Origin of the sequence: Pseudomonas sp. NPDC089396 (genome assembly GCF_044749545.1) — a bacterium.
In the GTDB taxonomy this organism is placed as follows: domain Bacteria; phylum Pseudomonadota; class Gammaproteobacteria; order Pseudomonadales; family Pseudomonadaceae; genus Aquipseudomonas.
In genome coordinates this window covers 98,416-115,898 of sequence record NZ_JBIVIC010000011.1, presented here as the reverse complement: position 1 = coordinate 115,898, position 17,483 = coordinate 98,416, and the positions used below count along the sequence as shown (strand labels likewise).

Genomic DNA, 17,483 nt, shown 5'->3' with positions numbered 1-17,483 from the left:
GGTGAGGGCGACGTTTGCTCGCAGACAGGGTCATGGCCTTTTCCTTAACTACAAAGACTTTGCTGCTCACGGCATGCCTTGCCGTGCTTCCAGCCACTGCAACTGCCACAGGCAACGCCTTGGGCGTGGTCAGCCAGGCACAAGGCCTGCCACGGGAATTCGAGGAGCACTTCTTCGATGTGCCGTTGGCGGTTCGGGTCGACCTGGATGGCCGCTACCTGGGCGATGCCATGGTCGTGCTCAGTCGCGACGAGCGGGTGCAGTTGCTGGAATTCACCGACCACCTGGAAAGCCGCGAGCCGGAAAGCCTGCGCCGCCGCTGGCAGGAGCGCCTGGCCAGCGGCCGGCCGCTCGGTGACTGCCAGAAGGACTGCCCGGACGGCCTGCGCGCGATCCACTACAGCCTGGTCAACTCGCAGCTATCGCTGCTCACCCACGCTGCCGAACTGGCCGGCGATGCCCCGCGTTTTCACACGCTGCCCGAACACGGCAGCGGTCTGCTGCTGCGCAACCAGCTCAACCTGGTCAGTGACGGGCGCGAGACCAGCGGTCTGTATTCGCTGCAGGGTCAAGGCAGTCTCGACAACTGGACGACACTGGCCAATGCCCAGGTCGACCGTGGCGGCATCAGTGGTCAGGACACCCGCCACCGGATCAGTCAGCTGTATGCCGAACGCCTGCACGATGAACATTTCTACCGCCTGGGCTACTTCACCCCTGGCGCCCAGGGCCTGACTCGCCAGCCCCGGCTGCTGGGCCAGAGCCCCGACACCACCTTGGGCCTGATGTTCGGCAGCAGCGACAGCCTGCTGATCGACAACGGCCAGCCCAGTTCTACACCGATCTATGTCACCCCCAACCGCCCCGGCGTGGTGGAGATCTACCGCAACGGCGTGCTGATCAACAGCCAGCCGGTGCAGCCCGGCCTGCAAGCACTGGACACCCGAGTGCTGCCGGGCGGCATCTATCAGGTCGAAGTGCGCCTGCTTGAAGACGGCCAGGAAACCTCACGCACCGACGAATTCGTCTACAAGCCCAGCAGTTGGCGCAACCCCGACAGCCGCTGGCGCTACAACCTGTACCTGGGCCAGCAGACCAGCCTGCTGAGCAACTGGGATGAGCAGCACGACGACAGCCTCAGCGCCGGGGTGCTCGCCAACTACCTGCTGCACCCACGGGCGGTACTGGGCCTTTCTGTGCAGCAGGTCGATGAAGCCATGCAGTACGGCACCTCGCTGGACTGGGACGCGCTGGACCGGCTGAAGCTCTACGGCAACGTCTATCGCACCGAAGACCAGGGCAATGGCTACGACCTGCAGATGATCCACAGCCACGACCTCGGTTCGCTTGTGCTCAGCCACAGCCGCTCATGGCTGGAAACCACCAGCCGCTCGACGCACAGCCAATACGTACGCTACGAAGAGCAGAGTCAGAGTTCGCTGTTGCTCACCCATCGCCTGGATAACCGCAGCACGGCGACCATCCGCCTGGCCCACAGCTCCGGTGCCGCCGATGGCATGGGCATCGACCTGGGTTGGTCGCACTATGGCAAGTTCCTCGGCTCCGACGCCAACTGGCGCCTGACCCTGTTCGATCGCCCAGGCACCCGCAGCAGCGGCGACGCCCGTAGCCGTGGCGTCAACCTGGCCGTGAGCATGAGCCTCGGTGGCCCCGGCGAGCGCATTGCCGCCAGCATCGGCAGCCGCACCTCGCATGATGGCGGGCGTGACCACAACGCGTCGCTGTCGTACCAGCGCGATGTCGATCTCGGCGTGGTACGCAGCCTCGGCGCCACCGCCACGGTCGACCGTTATGGCGCAGGCCTGGGCGGCAATGCCCAGTTCCAGAACCAGGTGCTGCATGGCGATGCCTACGCCCAGAGTTCGTCCTACAACGGTGAAGTCAGTGCCGGCCTGAACCTGCAGAGTATCGTGGCCGTGGGCGAGGGCAAGCTGGCCATGACCGGTCAGTACCTGCCCCACGACGCCGGGCTGATCGTCGATGTGGAAAGCGACATCGACGGCCTGGTACTGCGCGCCGATGACCAGCACGGCCTGAGCGCTTCCTTGCAGCCGGGGCGCAACGTGATTCCGGTAGGGGCCTACAAGTCAGGCTATGTGCAGTTCGACCTGGAAGGCGACGACGAGGCGGCAGTGATCCAGCCCACCAGCTTCGACTACCACCTCAACCGGGGTGGTGTGGGCTACCGCAAGTTGCGGGTGATGCGCACGGTCACCGTGCTTGGACGCCTGCTGAACCGCCAGGGACAGCCGATGCAGGGTGCGCAGGTGGTCAACCATGCCAGCCGCAGTGTCAGTGAACCGGGCGGTCATTTCGCGGTGGAAATGAGTGAGTCGACCCCGACCCTGGAGGTACGCCAGGGCGGCGAGTCGTTGTGCCTGCTGCAGCTGGACTTCAATCGCCTGGAGCGCGAGGGGGACGTACTGCTGGCGGGCGATCTGCAGTGTGTGCCAGGGCGCATGGCCCAGGCCGAGGGCGTACCGATGGAGAACAAGAGTTGAGCAGGATTTGTCTAGTTGCACTGGTGCTCGTCTTGCTGGGCGGTTTCGTGCCAAACCCGAGCATGGGCTTGGAGATGGACCTGCGCTTGCGCTACCGCGGGGAGGCTTCCGGGAGGTTCGAAAACATTACCCCACCAGCCGCATTCTGCGCGGTGTGGCCAGAGTCATGTCGGGTGAGCAACTTCAATTTCGTCGCCGACCTGCCCATCACCTACGACAAGACCATTGTGAACCAGGCGTCCGAGCAGCGTGATCGGCACTACATACAGATGCCCGCAGAGCGAAAGGTGCAAGTGATCAATGAAACCGGTCGCAGCTATGAGCTGACGTTCAGGTTTCGCTCGCTCAGCCAGCAGCTGAAACTGCTGCAGCCTAACAAGGTGGATGGGATCGGCCGGGGTGGTTGCGAGTTCTTCACGGCGATCAACAACAGGAGCGCGGTGCGTTTCCGTTGGGGCATTCTCAATCCACCGGCCCCTCAACCTTGCCATGACACTACCAATACCAACGTGGGCCTGCGCACCGATGTACAAGTGACGCAGTTCGGGGTCGGCTACGAGTTGATCATGCCGCGCCCGATCGGCATGCCCCAGGGCATCTACCGAGGTTCCGTGGATTACATCATTGGCCCGGGAGGTGATTTCGATTTCGGCAACGCGGTTTCGAACCTCAACGGCACCCGGCTCACGGTGAACTTCGAACTGGATGTGCAGCACGACTTGTATTTGCAGTTTCCTCCTGGCTCCGACCGCGCCGTGCTGGAGCCGCCGGGCGGCTGGATGGCCTGGCTGAGCGGGCGGAGTACGCCTCCACGACTGTTCCGTGACATACCCCTGCGCATCTGGAGCACCGGGCCGATCAAACTCTACAAACGTTGCCAGTACGAATTGGCCGGCATCTGTGGCCTGCGCGAAAGCAGCGGCCACATGGTGCCGGTGCAGGTGGCGGTGACGTTGCCCGCCGGCATGCAGCATGGCGGCAACCCCATCAACCGGGTGGCGATCCCCACCCACGAGGCCGCAGCGCTTCAGGTCGAACCCATCAGCACGGTATGGAATCAGCCCGGCCAATTGCATTTCGAGGTGGCTGGCAGTGATGTGTCGAGCATGCTTGCCCACCCGGGTAGCCGCTATGAGGGGTTGGTTACCGTGGTATTCGAGGCGCAGTTGTAAAGGCAAAAAGCTGTCTTTAGGAAATTTCCTCAAGTCGCAGGGAAATTTCCTGCATTTTGCGCGCGCGCAAAAGACCACAATCACTGTGGTGATACTGATTCGCTATCAGCGGTTTTTGCTATGAGGACTTTTTCATGAGGCTGTTTCGATACGTCTGCCTGACCCTGGCGATGCTGCCTTGCGCAGCCCAGGCGGGACCCGAACTGAATGTCGGCGGGCTCTACGACTACCTGGAGGAGGGCAAGAGCACCTTGCTCAAGCGTGTGCGCAATGGCGGCGACTCCACTGCCTTCGTCAAGGTCAGCGTGGTCGAACTGGTGTACGAAGGCAGCGGTGCGCCCCGTGAAGTTGCCCTCGAAGGCCTGGCCCTCGAACAGCGCGGGCTGGTGGTCAGCCCGGCGCGGCTGATCGTGCCGGCGCGCGGCATGCAGGCGGTGCGCTTGCTGTATCGCGGTGATCGCGACAAGGAGCGCTACTACCGCTTGCGCTTCATCCCGGTGCTCCCGGAGCAGGACGACGGCTTCGCCGTCAGCGAGGCCGAAGCCGAGGAGTACCGCGACAGCCTCAAGGCCGGGGTCAACTTGCTCGCAGGCTACGGCACGCTATTGTTCGTACGCCCCAACCAGACCCACTACCAGACCCCGATCCGCCGCCAGGCCGGTGCACTCACCGTGACCAACCAGGGCAACGCCACCGTGGTGCTCGATCACTTCCGCCAGTGCCAGGCCCAGGACCAGGTGTGCGAACCGGCCACTAAGCATCATCTGCTGCCGGGGCGTACCCGGCAGTTCGATGGCCAGGCGGCCAAGGTGCACCAGTTCGAACTGCACGAAGGTGCCGAGCGCAAGGCCATGGTGCTGAAAGGATGAGCCCCGGTGGATCGAAGTGCCGGTCAAGCGAGGTAGATCATGCATAGAGCACTGGTGGTCGACGACCACCCTTTCATCCGTTCCACAGTGTGCATGCTGCTGCGCCAGGAGCGCCTGCAGATCGTTGGTCAGACCGACAATGGCATCGATGCGGTGCGCCTGGCACGTGAGCAGGCGCCCGACATCATCATCCTCGACATCAGTCTGCCCGGACTCGACGGCATGGAGGTGATCGCCCGGGTCAAGCGCCATGAGCATCCGGTCAAGACGCTGGTGTTGACGTCGCACATGGCCGAAGCCTACTCCCTGCGTTGCATGCAGGCCGGGGCGGCGGGTTTCGTGTCCAAGACCAACGACCTTGGGGAGTTGAACAAGGCCGTGCGCGCCGTACTGTCGGGGTTCACCTATTTCCCCGAGGTGGCCCTGAGTTCGGTGCACAGCCAGGAGCTGCATGCCACCGACGCCCAGCGCATCGCCTGCCTCAGTGACCGCGAGCTGATGATCCTGCAGCACCTGGCCCGTGGCCTGAGCAACAAGGCCGTCGGTGAAGCCATGTTGCTGAGCAACAAGACCGTCAGTACCTACAAAGGGCGCCTGCTGGAAAAGCTGCGCCTCAACTCACTCATCGACATGGCGGATTTCGCTCGTCGCAATCACCTGATCTGAACCGTGCGTACGTTCTGGCTGATGTTGCTGTGCTGTCTGTTTCCCTTGCCGGGCGTGGCGGCGCCGGTGTTCCACGGCCGCGCCGCTTTCGACGGGCCGCGTGTCGAGCCCGACAGCAGCGACCTGCGCTGGCTGTGGCGGCACCGGGTGCTGCGCCTGGGGGTGCTCGGCAACGACCAGCCGCCGTTGGATGTCCTCGGCACTGGCCGTGCCTATGAAGGCATCACCGCCGACTATGCGGGGCTGGTGGCCGAGCACCTGAACCTGGACATGCAGGTGCAAGTGTTCGAGTCGTTCGAGGCGGCGCTGGCGGCCCTTCGCGACGGGACGGTGGACATGCTTGGGTCGGTCACCACAGAGCAGGCCTTGCAGGCTGGCCTGCGCCTGTCGCCACCCTACGCCGAGGACCGCCCGCTACTGCTCGTCCATGAGCAGAAGGCGCGTGTTCAGCAGGATCAGCCATTGCGCCTGGTGATGGTGGAAGGCTACCGCACGTCCGAGCAGGTGGCCCTGTTCTACCCCCAGGCCCAGCTGCAGGTGCACCCGACGGCGTTCAGCGCCCTGGCCGCGCTGGCCCTGGGTCAGGCCGACCTGTACCTGGGCAACGCCCTGATTGCGCGCTACGTGCAAGGGCGCAGCCAGCTCGGGGCAGTGGAGGAGATCGGCCACGCCGCCGTGCCGCGCCAAGGGATCGGCTTTGCCATGCTCGACAACGATTCGCCCTTGCCGCGTCTGGTGGACATCGCCCTCAATAGCATCAGCCTGGCCCAGCGTGACCGTATCACCGAGCGCTGGAGCCCGCTGGCAGGCGCTGCCCGCGCGACCCAAGCGGTGCAATTGAGCGAGGCCCAGCAGCGCTGGCTGCACGACAACCCGAGCGTGCGGGTGCTGGTGGATGATCAGCTGCTGCCGTTGAGCTACCGCGACAGCAAGGGCCAGCTGCGAGGCCTGACCCTGGACATGCTGCAGCTGATCACCCGGCGCACGGGCCTGAACTTCGACGTGCAAGCCGGCGCGGGCGTCGAACAGATGATCGAGCAGGTGAACCAGGGCAAGGCGCAATTGATCGCCGGCTTGCCTTACAGCGCAAGCCTGGAGCGGAGCCTGGGCTTCAGCCGGGCATACCTGAGCGCCTCGCGGGTGCTGGTCAGCCGCAAAGGCGCCGATGCACCGCAGAGCCTTGAGCAACTGGCTGGCCGACGGGTCGCGCTGGTCTGGGGCAGTGCCCTGGTCGAACTGCTGCAGCGCCGTTACCCGCAGGTGCGCCAACGGATGTTGCCCAGCCCGCTGCACGCCTTGCGCGCGGTTGCCGATGGCAAGGTGGATGCCGCCTTGCTGACCCTGGACGACGCTCGCCCACTGGTCGCGCGCTGGTACCCTGGGCAGTTGCAGATCAGCGCCAGCCTGGCCCTGCCACCTGCGCACTTCGCCCTGGCCGGCGCTCGTGGCGCCAACGAGCTGCTGGGCATCATCGACAGTGCGCTACTCAGCCTCACCCCCCGCGAGACCGGCTCGCTGGTGCGCCGCTGGCGTAATCCGATGATCGTCCCCGACGGCGTCTGGCCGCGCCACCGCGGCAAGATCCTGTTCGGCTTCGGCACTGTGTTCGGGCTTTTGCTAGTCGCCCTGCTGTGGATCCGCTACCTGCGCCGGCTGCAGGTTCGGTTGCGGCGGGCCAAGCGTGCGGCGGATGCGGCCAACCAGGCCAAGACCGAGTTCCTCGCCACCGTCAGCCACGAGATCCGCACGCCACTGCATGCGGTGCTGGGCATGCTGGAACTGGCCCAGCGCAAGGCCGCCCAGGGCATCCTCGACCGGCTGGCCATCGAGGTGGCCACCGATGCTGCGCGTGGGCTGAAAGAGCTGATCGGCGACATCCTCGATATCACCCGCATCGAGACTGGCCACCTGCAGCTGGCGCCGCAGCACGTGCGCCTGCGTGAACTGGTGGCGCGGGTGGTCCAGCTGTTCGAGCAGCAGGCCCGTGGCAAAGGGCTCGACCTGCAGGTGCAGATGAGTGGCGCGGTGGATGCCGAAGTGATGCTCGACCCGCTGCGCTTCAAGCAGGTGCTGGCCAATCTGCTGAGCAACGCGATCAAGTTCACCGAGCGCGGTCGCATCGTGGTCAGCCTGCAGGTCTTGGCGGTCGATGGCCAGCTGAACGTGGGGCTGCAGGTCAAGGACACGGGCATGGGCATCGCTGCCAGCGAACTGGCCTCCCTCGGCCAGCGCTTCCGCCAGGCCAGCAACCAGAGGCAGTCACCCCGTGCCAGTGCCGGGCTGGGCCTGAGCATCAGCCGTAGCCTGTGTGAACTGATGGGAGGGCAATTGAGTCTGCGCAGCACCCTTGGGCAGGGCACCGAGGCGCATGTGCAGCTCAAGCTGCCATTGCTGTCGGCCGAGGCATCGACGCCTGTGCCCTCACCCTTGTTGCCGGGACACAGCGAGACGCGGCTGCGGGTACTGGTGGTGGATGATTACCCGGCGAACCGGCTGTTGCTGGCGCAGCAACTGGACTACCTGGGGCATCAGGCGCGGGTGGCGGAGGATGGCGCCCAGGCCTTGCGCCTTTGGCTCAAGGAGCATTTCGATGTGGTCATCAGCGATTGCAACATGCCGCGCCTCGATGGCCACGGGCTGGCCCGCGCCATCCGTGAGCACGAGCGCCGTAGCGGGCGCCCACGCTGCCAGGTGATCGGCCTGACCGCCAGTGCCCAGGAGGTCGAGCGCCGGCGCAGTCGCGCCGCAGGGATGGACGACTGCCTGTTCAAACCGCTGGACCTCGACAGCTTGACCCAGGCGCTGATCAACGCACAGCCCACCCAGGCGCAGGAGGAGGACGTGATGCCGTGCCTGCAGCACCTCAGGCATCTGGTGGGCAATGACGAGGCCGCGCTGAAGGCACTGCTGGCGGACCTGCGTGCCAGCAACCGTGCAGACCTGAAGCGCCTGGAGAGCCTGGGCGATGCACCGGGCCCCATCGCCGAACTGGCGCACCGGGTCAAGGGTGGTGCACGCATCGCCCGCGCCGAGGCGCTGGTTGCCTTGTGCGAGCAAGTGGAACGCTGCTGCCACGCCGTGCCGCTGGAGCGGCTGGCGCTCAGCCTGGCTGTCCGTGCCATGGGCGACGGCATGAGTCGCCTGGAGCGGCAGCTGGAACGCCAGGCCGGGCAGAACGCGGTGGGTCATATCATGCCGAGCAACAACAGCACCAACAGAATCACCAGCACCACGCCGACGATGCCGGAAGGGCCATAGCCCCAGCTGCGCGAGTGAGGGAAGACCGGTAAGCCACCAATCAACAGCAGGATCAGGATGATGATGAGGATCGTGGTCATGGCGGAGTCCTTGCGTGGTTGAGGGTCAAGGGCCTCGGACTGCTGGCCTCTTGTTAATTGGGACCAGTGCCGCTTGTGAAAGATTCCATTCGTTTGTGGCCTGTCCCGGCCCTATCGCCGGCAAGCCGACTCCCACAGGTATCCCACTGATTTCAAGCACTGTGCATTTCTCGTGGGAGCCGGCTTGCCGGCGATAGGGCCGGGACAGAGTCATGCTCCCCCATTCACTAACCTGATCGACCCTGCCAGCCCGCGTGGCCTTGTTTAGACTTCGTTCAATCTCACCAGAACAAGGCCTGCCACCATGCACAATCGCATCATGATCACCGGCGCCGGATCCGGCCTCGGCCGCGAGATCGCCCTGCGTTGGGCGCGCGAGGGCTGGCGCCTGGCGCTGGCCGATGTCAACGAAGCCGGCCTGCGGGAAACCCTCGACCTGGTGCGTGCAGCGGGCGGCGAGGGCTTCGTGCAGCGCTGCGACGTGCGCGACTACAGCCAGCTCACCGCCCTGGCCCAGGCCTGCGAGGAGAAGTTCGGCGGCATCGATGTGATCGTCAACAACGCGGGGGTCGCCTCGGGCGGGTTCTTCGCCGAGCTGTCGCTGGAGGACTGGGATTGGCAGATCGCGATCAACCTGATGGGCGTGGTCAAGGGCTGCAAGGCCTTCCTGCCGCTGCTCGAGCGCAGCAAGGGGCGCATCGTCAACGTGGCGTCCATGGCCGCGCTGATGCAGGGGCCCGGCATGAGCAACTACAACGTCGCCAAGGCCGGGGTGCTGGCGCTCTCGGAAAGCCTGCTGGTCGAGCTGCGCCAGGTGGAAGTGGCCGTGCATGTGGTGTGCCCATCGTTCTTCCAGACCAACCTGCTCGATTCGTTCCGCGGCCCGAACCCGGCGATGAAGGCGCAGGTGGGGAAATTGCTGGAGGGCTCGCCGATCAGCGCGGCCGATATCGCCGATTACATCCACCAGCAGGTGGTCGCCGGCGAGTTCCTGATCCTTCCGCACGAGGCCGGGCGCCAGGCTTGGCAGCTCAAACGGCAGGCGCCGGAGCGGCTGTATGACGAGATGGCGGACATGGCCGTGAAGATGCGTGCCAAGGCGCAGACGCGTTGATCGCGGGAAGAATCTGTAGGGAATTTTACCTGTCTACGTAGGACGATTCTGATTTTTAGCGGAAGCATTGAGTTGCTGAATATCCACATGCAATCTCCGGTTTTTCCTGTTGTCGGAGAGTGGAACATGCTGGTCATAGGGCGCGAAGTGGGCGAAGTCATCACCATTGGTGACGACATCCAGATCAAGGTCGTGGAGACGCGAGACGGCACGGTGCGTTTTGGTGTGAGTGCGCCGCGCGAGGTGACGGTGCATCGGGCCGAGGTGTACAAGCGGATCAAGGCGGGGGAGGCGAGTAAGGCCAAGTCGGCCTGAGTTTGTCTGTACTGGCCTCATCGCCGGCAAGCCGGTTCCCACAGGTACCCCACTGAACTTGAGAACGGTGGGGTTGCTGTGGGAGCCGGCTTGCCGGCGATAGGGCCGGTGATATCAGTCGAGCAACTCGCGCGGCACATCATGCTTGGCCAGTAGCTGGCACTGCTGACTCTCCAGGTCGAACAGAATGAACGCCTGGCCCTTGGCCAACGCCTGGCGCACCCGCAGCACACGGGTTTCCAGCGGTGTGTCGTCACCATTGTCGGTGCCGTCGCGGGTCACGAAGTCCTCGATCAGGCGGGTCAGGGTTTCAGCTTGCAATTGGTCGTAAGGAATCAACATGGCAGCGTTCGGCTTGGTAGAAGAATCCGACAATGCTACGCGAAACCCGCCCCCCCTTGCTCACCCCTTGTTCCCCACCAGGCTGTCCACCGCCGGCACCCGTGTGTCGCTCTCCATCTGCGCATCGTGCTCCAGCTGGTGGCTGAAGCGCTCAAGCGACGCATTGGCCGGGTTCGAGTCGCTGGCGAATACCGGCGGGCTGAGCAGATAACCCGACAGCAGGCGGCTGAGTGCGGCCAGGCTGTCGATGTGGGTGCGCTCGTAGCCGTGGGTGGCATCGCAGCCGAACGCCACCAGCGCGGTGCGGATGTCGTGCCCGGCAGTGACGGCCGAATGGGCATCGCTGAAGTAATAACGGAACACATCCCGGCGCACCGGCAGGTCCTGGTCGCCGGCAAGTTTCAGCAGGTGGCGCGACAGGTGGTAATCGTACGGGCCCGAGGAGTCCTGCATGGCCACGCTGACGGCGTGTTCGCTGGAGGCCTGGCCGGGTGCCACCGGGGCGATATCGATGCCGACGAACTCGCTGACGTCCCAGGGTAGGGCGGCGGCCGCGCCGGAGCCGGTTTCCTCGGTGATGGTGAACAGTGGGTGGCAATCGATCAGCGGCTGGCGGCCGCTCTCCACCACAGCCTTGAGGGCGGCCAGCAACGCCGCGACACCGGCCTTGTCGTCCAGGTGGCGGGCGCTGATATGGCCGCTTTCGGTGAACTCCGGCAGCGGGTCGAAGGCGACGAAGTCGCCGACGGCTATGCCTAAGGCTTCGCAGTCGGCGCGGGTGGTGCAGTAGGCATCCAGGCGCACCTCCACGTGCTCCCAGCTGACCGGCATCTGGTCGATGGCCGTGTTGAAGGCATGTCCGCTGGCCATCAGTGGCAGCACGCTGCCGCGGTACACGCCGGTGTCGGTGAACACACTGACCCGGCTGCCTTCGGCGAAGCGGCTCGACCAGCAGCCGACCGCCGCCAGGGCCAGACGGCCATTGTCCTGCAGCTGGCGCACGCTGGCGCCAATGGTATCGAGGTGGGCCGAGACGGCGCGGTCGGGGGAGCTTTGCCGGCCCTTGAGGGTGGCGCGGATGGTGCCGCGGCGGGTCAACTCGAAGGGGATGCCCAGTTCGTCCAGGCGTTCGGCCACGTAGCGCACGATGGTGTCGGTGAAGCCGGTCGGGCTGGGGATCGCGAGCATCTCCAGGAGCACGCGCTTGAGGTAGTCGAGGTCGGGTTCTGGGAGGTGTTGGGACATGGGTACTCCTTGGTTCGGGCGCTGTCCTCGCTGGCCTCATCGCCGGCAAGCCGGCTCCCACAGGTACTGCACAGATGTCAAAAAATGTGGGGTACCTGTGGGAGCCGGCTTGCCGGCGATAGGGCCCTCGAGGTCACGCCAACGGCCGACTATGGGGAAACAGCAAGTCGACAAAGCGTTCGGCGGTTGGCTGCGGTTCATGGTTGGCCAGCCCAACCCGTTCGTTGGCCTCGATGATCACGTACTCCGGGCTTTCGGCATCGCGCACCATCAAATCCAGCCCCACCACCGGAATATCCAGCGCCCGTGCCGCGCGCACGGCAGCGTCGGCCAGCACCGGATGCAAACGCTCGGTCACGTCTTCCAGGGTGCCGCCGGTGTGCAGGTTGGCGGTACGGCGCACGGCCAGGCGCTGGCCGGCGGGCAATACGCTGGCGTAGTCGAGGCCGGCATCACGCAAGGTGCGCTCGGTCTCCTCGTCCAGCGGAATGCGGCTTTCCCCCCCGGTCGCGGCCCGGCGACGTCGGCTCTGGGCTTCGATCAGCGCCTTGACACTGTGCTTGCCGTCGCCTACCACCTGGGCCGGGTGGCGAATGGCGGCAGCCACCACCTCAAAGCCGATCACCACGATGCGCAGGTCCTGGCCGGGGTGGAAGCTCTCCAGCAACACCCGACTGTCGAAGCGCCGGGCCTGGTCGATGGCCTGGCTGACTGCTTCGTAGGTCGTCAGGTTCACCGCCACGCCCTGACCTTGCTCGCCGTCCACCGGCTTGACCACCACCGCGCCGTGGTCGTCGAGAAAGGCCAGGTTATCGTCGGCATTGCCAGCCAGCTGCTGCACCGGTACCCGCAGGCCGGCGTTATGCAGGGCCTGCTGGGTCAGGCGCTTGTCCTGGCAGAGGGTCATGCTGACGGCGCTGGTGAGGTCGCTGAGCGATTCGCGGCAACGCACCCGGCGCCCTCCAATACTGAGGGTGAACAGCCCGCCAGCGGCGTCGTCGACCTGCACCTCGATGCCCCGTCGGTAGGCTTCGTCGACGATGATCCGGGCATAGGGGTTGAGCCCGGCTTGCGGCCCGGGACCAAGGAACAACTGCTGGTTGATACCGTTCTTGCGCTTGACCGCGAAGGTCGGCAGGTTGCGAAAGCCCAACTTCTTGTACAGGCGCTTGGCCTGGCGGTTGTCGTGCAGCACCGACAGATCGAGGTAGGCCAGGCCCCGGCTCATGCAGTGCTCGATCAGGTGGCGCACCAGCACTTCGCCGACACCGGGGCGGGTGCACTGCGGGTCGACGGCCAGGCACCACAGGCTGCTGCCGTGTTCCGGATCGTCGAACGCCTTGCTGTGGTTCAGGCCCATGACGCTGCCGATCACCGTACCGCTGTCTTCGTCCTCGGCCAGCCAGTACACCGGGCCACCGAGGTGGCGCGGGGTGATCCGCTCGGGCTGCACCGGCAGCATGCCGCGGGCCTGGTACAGGCCGTTGATCGCTTGCCAGTCGGCGTCGGATTGCGCACGGCGGATACGAAACCCGCGGAACACCCGTTGCGCCTGGCGGTAGTCGGTGAACCACAGGCGCAGGGTGTCGGACGGGTCGAGGAACAGCTGGTGGGGCGCCTGGGCCAGCACTTGCTGGGGCGCGGCCACGTACAAGGCAATGTCGCGCTCCCCCGGTTGCTCTTGCTGCAGCGCCTCGGCCAGGCTCGCTGCATCCGGGTACGTGTGGCCGATCAGCAGGCGGCCCCAGCCGCAGTGCAGGGCACGCGGCTGGTCGTGGGGCTCGCTGCCGTCGCCAGCCAGCTGGGCTTGCAGGCGCTCGTAGGACGGCACCTGGCCTCGCAGCAGGCGCTGGCCGTAAGCGATTTCGTGGGCTTTCATCGGTCAGATTCCTTGTTCGCTGAGCCACAGGTTCAGCGCCGCCAGCTGCCACAGCTTGGAGCCGCGCAGGGGGGTGAGCTGGCCATGCGGGTTGCTCAGCAGGCGGTCGAGCATGGCCGGGTTGAACAGCCCGCGGTCCTGGCTGGGGTCGGTCAGCAGCTCGCGCACCCAGTCCAGCGTGGCGCCTTGCAGGTGCTTGAGGCCGGGCACTGGGAAGTAGCCTTTCTTGCGGTCGATCACCTCGTGGGGGATCACCCGCCGTGCGGCCTGCTTGAGCACCTGCTTGCCGCCGTCAGGCAGCTTGAAGCGGGCCGGGATGCGCGCCGACAGCTCGACCAGGCGATAGTCGAGGAACGGCGTGCGCGCCTCCAGGCCCCAGGCCATGGTCATGTTGTCGACCCGTTTGACCGGGTCGTCGACCAACATCACCGTGCTGTCCAGGCGCAGCGCCTTGTCCACCGCATCCGGGGCGCCGGGGCGGGCGAAGTGTTCGCGGACAAAGTCGCCGGCCACGTCGGTTTCCAGCAGCCATGGCGCCTGGACCGTATCGCGGTACTCGGCATGGCTGCGGTCGAAGAAGGCGTCGCGGTAGGCGCCGAAGGCATCCTCGGCGCCATCTACCTGCGGGTACCAGTGGTAGCCGGCGAACAGCTCGTCGGCGCCCTGGCCGCTTTGTACGCCCTTGCAGTGCTTGGCCACTTCCCGCGAGAGCAGGTAGAAGGCGATGCAGTCGTGGCTGACCATCGGTTCGCTCATGGCGCGGAAGGCCGCCGGTAGCTGTTCGATGATTTCGCTTTCGGCAATGCGCAGCTGGTGGTGGCGCGTGCCGTAGTGACGGGCGATCAGGTCGGAGTACTGGAACTCGTCGCCACGCTCGCCACCGGCATCTTCGAAACCGATGGAGAAGGTCGACAGGTCGTCCACTCCGACTTCCCGCAGCAGGCCGACCAGCAGGCTCGAATCGACGCCACCGGACAGCAGCACGCCGACGTCCACGGCTGCACGCTGGCGGATGGCCACGGCATCGCGGGTAGCGTCCAGCACGCGGGTGGTCCAGCCTTCCAGGTCGAGGTCGCGCTCGTCCGGGTTGGGGCCGTAGTGCAGTTGCCACCAGGTCTGGCGCTCGACTTCACCGTGGCGGTCGATGCGCATCCAGGTGCCGGGTTCGAGCTTCTGCACGTTGGCCAGCAGGGTGCGCGGGGCGGGCACCACGGCGTGGAAGTTGAGGTAATGGTTGAGCGCCACCGGGTCGATCATCGGGTCGATGTCGCCGCCCTTGAGCAACGCGGGCAGTGTCGAGGCGAAACGCAGCCGCTCGCCATTGCGCGACAGGTACAGGGGTTTGACGCCAAGGCGGTCGCGGGCCAGGAACAGGCGCTGGTTGTCGCGCTCCCAGATGGCCAGGGCGAACATGCCGTTGAGCTTGGGCAGCAAGGCCGCGCCCCAGGCGTGGTAGCCCTTGAGCAGCACCTCGGTGTCGCCGTCGGAGCAGAAGGTGTAGCCCAGCGCCTGCAGCTCCTGGCGCAGTTCGGGGAAGTTGTAGATGGCGCCGTTGAAGGCCAGCGACAGACCCAGGGGGTTGTCGACCATCGGCTGGGCCGAGCCGTCCGACAGGTCCATGATCTTCAGTCGTCGGTGGCCGAGGGCGATCGGGCCGTGGCTATGGAAGCCCCAGGCGTCTGGTCCGCGTGGCGCCAGGTGATGGGTCATGCGCTCTACCGCGGCGAGGTCCGCCGGGCGAGGGGCTTGGTCGATAGGGGTGAAACGCAACTCTCCTGCTAATCCGCACATAGGTCCTTACCGGTTTTTCCGTTGGGGAATCAGTGCCCCGGATTAGGGCACCTGTAAGGAACTGACCTGGGTGATTTGCGAGAGTTTTAGATCGATCTGTTATATGGAGTGGGGCCGCGCTGCGGCCCATCGCCGGCAAGCCTGCTCCCACACCGGTTCCCTGTGCCTGTGGAGATCCCTGTGGGAGCCGGCTTGCCGGCGATTGGGCTGCAAAGCAGCCCCGTTCACTTACCTCGAATCAGCTTGCGCAACACAAACCGGTTCGGATGACAGGCCTCGGCCACCGCCCGCGGCAACGGCAATGGCTCACCACTGGCGCAGGCCGCAATCAACTCGCCTGAAAGCGGCGCCGTGATCAACCCTCGCGAACCATGCCCACTGTTCACATACAGCCCTTGCAGCCAAGGGCAGGGCACCTCGGGCACCTGCCGCGCATCCTTGCCCAGCACGGCAAAGGCTTCGACGAACGCCTCTGGATCAGCAACCGGCCCGACGATCGGCAAGTAATCCGGGCTGGTGCAGCGAAACGCCGCGCGCCCCTGCAGCTGCTCAGGGTCGAGCTTTGCAGTGCCCAGGCGCTGGGCCAGGTCGGTGGAGATTTCGTCCAGCAACGCCAGGTTGCCCTGGTGCTCGGCCACGGTGGGCGTCAGGTCATCGCTATGGAAATCGAAGCTGGCCCCCAGCGTATGTTCGTCACCCCGTGGTGGCGCCACATAGCCCTCGGCGCAGACCACGGTACGCAGTTCGCGGCTTGTCTCGGTGGCCGGCAAGCGGGTGATCTGCCCGCGGATACGCTTGAGTGGCAATTGCGCGCACGGTTCGAAACGGTGCACATCGGCGGCGCCGGCCAGCACCACCAGCGGTGCACTGGCCAGCAACTGTTCGCCATCCCAGGCCTGCCACAGGCCGTCGGCTCGCCGTAGCTCCACCACGTTGCGATGGACCTGCAGCTGAATATTCGGGTGCTGCAGCTGTGCCTGGCACAAAGCGGGCGGGTGCACCCAACCCCCTTCGGGATAGAACAGGCCGCCCGCAGGCAGTGCCACGCCGGCAATCGCCTCGGCTTCAGCCTGCTCCAGCGCACGCAGCAGGCCGCTGTCGAAGGCCTCGGCGAGCTTGGCCTGGCGTTCGGCCTCCTGGCTGTCGAAGGCCAGCTGCAGCACGCCGCAGGCATCCCAGTCCTGGCCTTTTTGCAACTGTTCGAGCTGGCGTCGGGTGTAACCGAAGCCGGACAGGATCATCTGCGACAGCGCCGTGCCATGGGCGGAAAGTTTCAGGTAGAGCACACCCTGCGGGTTGCCCGAGGCTTCCTGTGCGGGTGCGTTGTGCCGTTCCAGTACCGTTACCTGCCAGCCGCGCGCGGCCAGGCTGGCGGCGCTGGCGCTGCCGGCCAGCCCGGCGCCTATCACCAGTGCCTGGCGCGGCCCTTCGATCGCGGCTGGCCGGGCATACCATGGCGCGGCCATGGCGGCTGAAGGCTGACCGGTGTACTCCCCGCTCATCACCTCCCATTTCTTGCCCAGGCCAGGCACCTTCTTCATGGTGAAACCGGCTTCGATCAGCCCGCGTCGAACCCAGCCTGTGGTGGTGAAGGTGCCCAGCGCGGTCCCGGCACGGGACAGCCGCGCCAGTTGCGCGAACAGGGCGGGTGTCCACATGTCGGGGTTCTTCGCCGGGGCGAAACCGTCGAGGAACCACACGTCGATGCAAGCGTCGAGTTGCGGCAGCTGTTCCAGCACATCGCCGATCAGCAAGGTCAGGGTGACCCGGCCCTGGTCGAAGGTGAACTGCTGAAAGCCCGCGTGCACCGCCACGTACTGCTTGAGGAAGGGCTCGGTGAAGGCGGCCAGTTCCGGCCACAGGCGCACGGCGCGGGCCATGTCATCGGCACCCAGTGGGTACTTCTCGACACTGACGAAATGCAGGCGGGCGTCATCGGGGGCGTGTTCGGCGAACAGCTGCCAGGCACAGAAAAAGTTCATGCCGGTGCCAAAGCCGGTTTCGCCGATCACCAGGCAGGCGTGCGGCGCGAGTTCGATGCAGCGCTGGCGCAGGCGGGTCTGTTCGAGGAACACGTAGCGGGTTTCCTCGGTGCCTTCGTTTTTCGAGAAGTAGACGTCGTCGTAATGCCGCGAATGAGGGCGGCCCTGGTCGTCCCAGTCGATCTGGGCGTGCTGGAGGAGGGTGGACATGGTTGGCTCGGTTGCAGCGGATGTGCGGATTTTATGTC

The 17,483-nt window shown here is 65.6% G+C and carries 13 protein-coding genes; 7 read left to right on the top strand and 6 right to left on the bottom strand.

Annotated elements, in window-relative coordinates; translation table 11 throughout:
* The first annotated feature begins 32 nt into the window (after positions 1-32).
* The 5 genes from ACIPZB_RS20175 to ACIPZB_RS20155 all read left to right on the top strand — a co-directional run bounded on the left by ACIPZB_RS20175 (position 33) and on the right by ACIPZB_RS20155 (position 8,487).
* Complete coding sequence (locus tag ACIPZB_RS20175; protein WP_400642304.1) at positions 33-2,522, top strand: TcfC E-set like domain-containing protein; 2,490 nt, start codon at positions 33-35, stop codon at positions 2,520-2,522.
* 173 nt (positions 2,523-2,695) lie between these two features.
* The gene (locus ACIPZB_RS20170; protein ID WP_400642303.1) at positions 2,696-3,694 is read left to right on the top strand and encodes a hypothetical protein; all 999 of its coding nucleotides are present in this window, start codon (positions 2,696-2,698) and stop codon (positions 3,692-3,694) included.
* A 134-nt stretch (positions 3,695-3,828) separates the two neighbouring features.
* Positions 3,829-4,563: a molecular chaperone gene (locus tag ACIPZB_RS20165; RefSeq protein WP_400642301.1), complete on the top strand. Its 735-nt coding sequence runs from the start codon at positions 3,829-3,831 to the stop codon at positions 4,561-4,563.
* Positions 4,564-4,602: 39 nt separating this feature from the next.
* Positions 4,603-5,229, top strand: a complete 627-nt coding sequence (locus ACIPZB_RS20160) for a response regulator (protein WP_400642300.1) — start codon at positions 4,603-4,605, stop codon at positions 5,227-5,229.
* 3 nt (positions 5,230-5,232) lie between these two features.
* Positions 5,233-8,487, top strand: a complete 3,255-nt coding sequence (locus tag ACIPZB_RS20155) for a transporter substrate-binding domain-containing protein (protein WP_400642299.1) — start codon at positions 5,233-5,235, stop codon at positions 8,485-8,487.
* On the opposite strand, the gene ACIPZB_RS20150 is transcribed toward ACIPZB_RS20155, so the two are convergent.
* On the bottom strand, positions 8,415-8,567 hold the full coding sequence (locus ACIPZB_RS20150; protein WP_012271016.1) for a DUF3309 family protein: 153 nt from the start codon (positions 8,565-8,567) through the stop codon (positions 8,415-8,417). The two genes, ACIPZB_RS20155 and ACIPZB_RS20150, sit on opposite strands and share 73 nt — an antisense overlap.
* Positions 8,568-8,871: 304 nt before the next feature.
* On the opposite strand from ACIPZB_RS20150, the gene ACIPZB_RS20145 reads away from it, so the two are divergent.
* Together ACIPZB_RS20145 and csrA are read left to right on the top strand one after the other, a co-directional pair.
* The gene (locus ACIPZB_RS20145; RefSeq protein ID WP_400642298.1) at positions 8,872-9,681 is read left to right on the top strand and encodes an SDR family oxidoreductase; all 810 of its coding nucleotides are present in this window, start codon (positions 8,872-8,874) and stop codon (positions 9,679-9,681) included.
* A 126-nt stretch (positions 9,682-9,807) separates the two neighbouring features.
* On the top strand, positions 9,808-9,996 hold the full coding sequence (gene csrA, locus ACIPZB_RS20140) for a carbon storage regulator CsrA (RefSeq protein ID WP_400642351.1): 189 nt from the start codon (positions 9,808-9,810) through the stop codon (positions 9,994-9,996).
* A gap of 114 nt (positions 9,997-10,110) precedes the next feature.
* Here csrA and ACIPZB_RS20135 read toward each other — a convergent pair whose 3' ends face one another.
* From ACIPZB_RS20135 to mnmC, 5 genes are all read right to left on the bottom strand, one after another.
* Positions 10,111-10,338, bottom strand: coding sequence for a YheU family protein (locus ACIPZB_RS20135; protein ID WP_003252629.1), 228 nt, complete (start codon positions 10,336-10,338; stop codon positions 10,111-10,113).
* A gap of 60 nt (positions 10,339-10,398) precedes the next feature.
* Positions 10,399-11,583 carry an osmoprotectant NAGGN system M42 family peptidase gene (locus tag ACIPZB_RS20130; protein WP_400642297.1) on the bottom strand — a complete coding sequence of 395 codons (1,185 nt, stop codon included), beginning with the start codon at positions 11,581-11,583 and terminating at the stop codon, positions 10,399-10,401.
* 133 nt (positions 11,584-11,716) lie between these two features.
* The gene (gene ngg / locus ACIPZB_RS20125; RefSeq protein WP_400642295.1) at positions 11,717-13,462 is read right to left on the bottom strand and encodes an N-acetylglutaminylglutamine synthetase; all 1,746 of its coding nucleotides are present in this window, start codon (positions 13,460-13,462) and stop codon (positions 11,717-11,719) included.
* Between the two features lie 3 nt (positions 13,463-13,465).
* Positions 13,466-15,253, bottom strand: a complete 1,788-nt coding sequence (locus ACIPZB_RS20120) for an N-acetylglutaminylglutamine amidotransferase (protein WP_400642294.1) — start codon at positions 15,251-15,253, stop codon at positions 13,466-13,468.
* A gap of 224 nt (positions 15,254-15,477) precedes the next feature.
* On the bottom strand, positions 15,478-17,445 hold the full coding sequence (gene mnmC, locus ACIPZB_RS20115; RefSeq protein WP_400642293.1) for a bifunctional tRNA (5-methylaminomethyl-2-thiouridine)(34)-methyltransferase MnmD/FAD-dependent 5-carboxymethylaminomethyl-2-thiouridine(34) oxidoreductase MnmC: 1,968 nt from the start codon (positions 17,443-17,445) through the stop codon (positions 15,478-15,480).
* Positions 17,446-17,483: the final 38 nt, after the last annotated feature.

What these genes read in the sequence shown, in the direction of transcription:
- csrA (WP_400642351.1), top strand. Translation starts at nt 9,808, where the DNA reads ATGCTGGTCATAGGGCGCGAAGTGGGCGAAGTCATCACCATTGGTGAC.
- ACIPZB_RS20130 (WP_400642297.1), bottom strand. Translation starts at nt 11,583, where the DNA reads ATGTCCCAACACCTCCCAGAACCCGACCTCGACTACCTCAAGCGCGTG.
- ACIPZB_RS20135 (WP_003252629.1), bottom strand. Translation starts at nt 10,338, where the DNA reads ATGTTGATTCCTTACGACCAATTGCAAGCTGAAACCCTGACCCGCCTG.
- mnmC (WP_400642293.1), bottom strand. Translation starts at nt 17,445, where the DNA reads ATGTCCACCCTCCTCCAGCACGCCCAGATCGACTGGGACGACCAGGGC.
- ACIPZB_RS20120 (WP_400642294.1), bottom strand. Translation starts at nt 15,253, where the DNA reads ATGTGCGGATTAGCAGGAGAGTTGCGTTTCACCCCTATCGACCAAGCC.
- ACIPZB_RS20160 (WP_400642300.1), top strand. Translation starts at nt 4,603, where the DNA reads ATGCATAGAGCACTGGTGGTCGACGACCACCCTTTCATCCGTTCCACA.
- ngg (WP_400642295.1), bottom strand. Translation starts at nt 13,462, where the DNA reads ATGAAAGCCCACGAAATCGCTTACGGCCAGCGCCTGCTGCGAGGCCAG.
- ACIPZB_RS20165 (WP_400642301.1), top strand. Translation starts at nt 3,829, where the DNA reads ATGAGGCTGTTTCGATACGTCTGCCTGACCCTGGCGATGCTGCCTTGC.
- ACIPZB_RS20150 (WP_012271016.1), bottom strand. Translation starts at nt 8,567, where the DNA reads ATGACCACGATCCTCATCATCATCCTGATCCTGCTGTTGATTGGTGGC.
- ACIPZB_RS20175 (WP_400642304.1), top strand. Translation starts at nt 33, where the DNA reads ATGGCCTTTTCCTTAACTACAAAGACTTTGCTGCTCACGGCATGCCTT.
- ACIPZB_RS20145 (WP_400642298.1), top strand. Translation starts at nt 8,872, where the DNA reads ATGCACAATCGCATCATGATCACCGGCGCCGGATCCGGCCTCGGCCGC.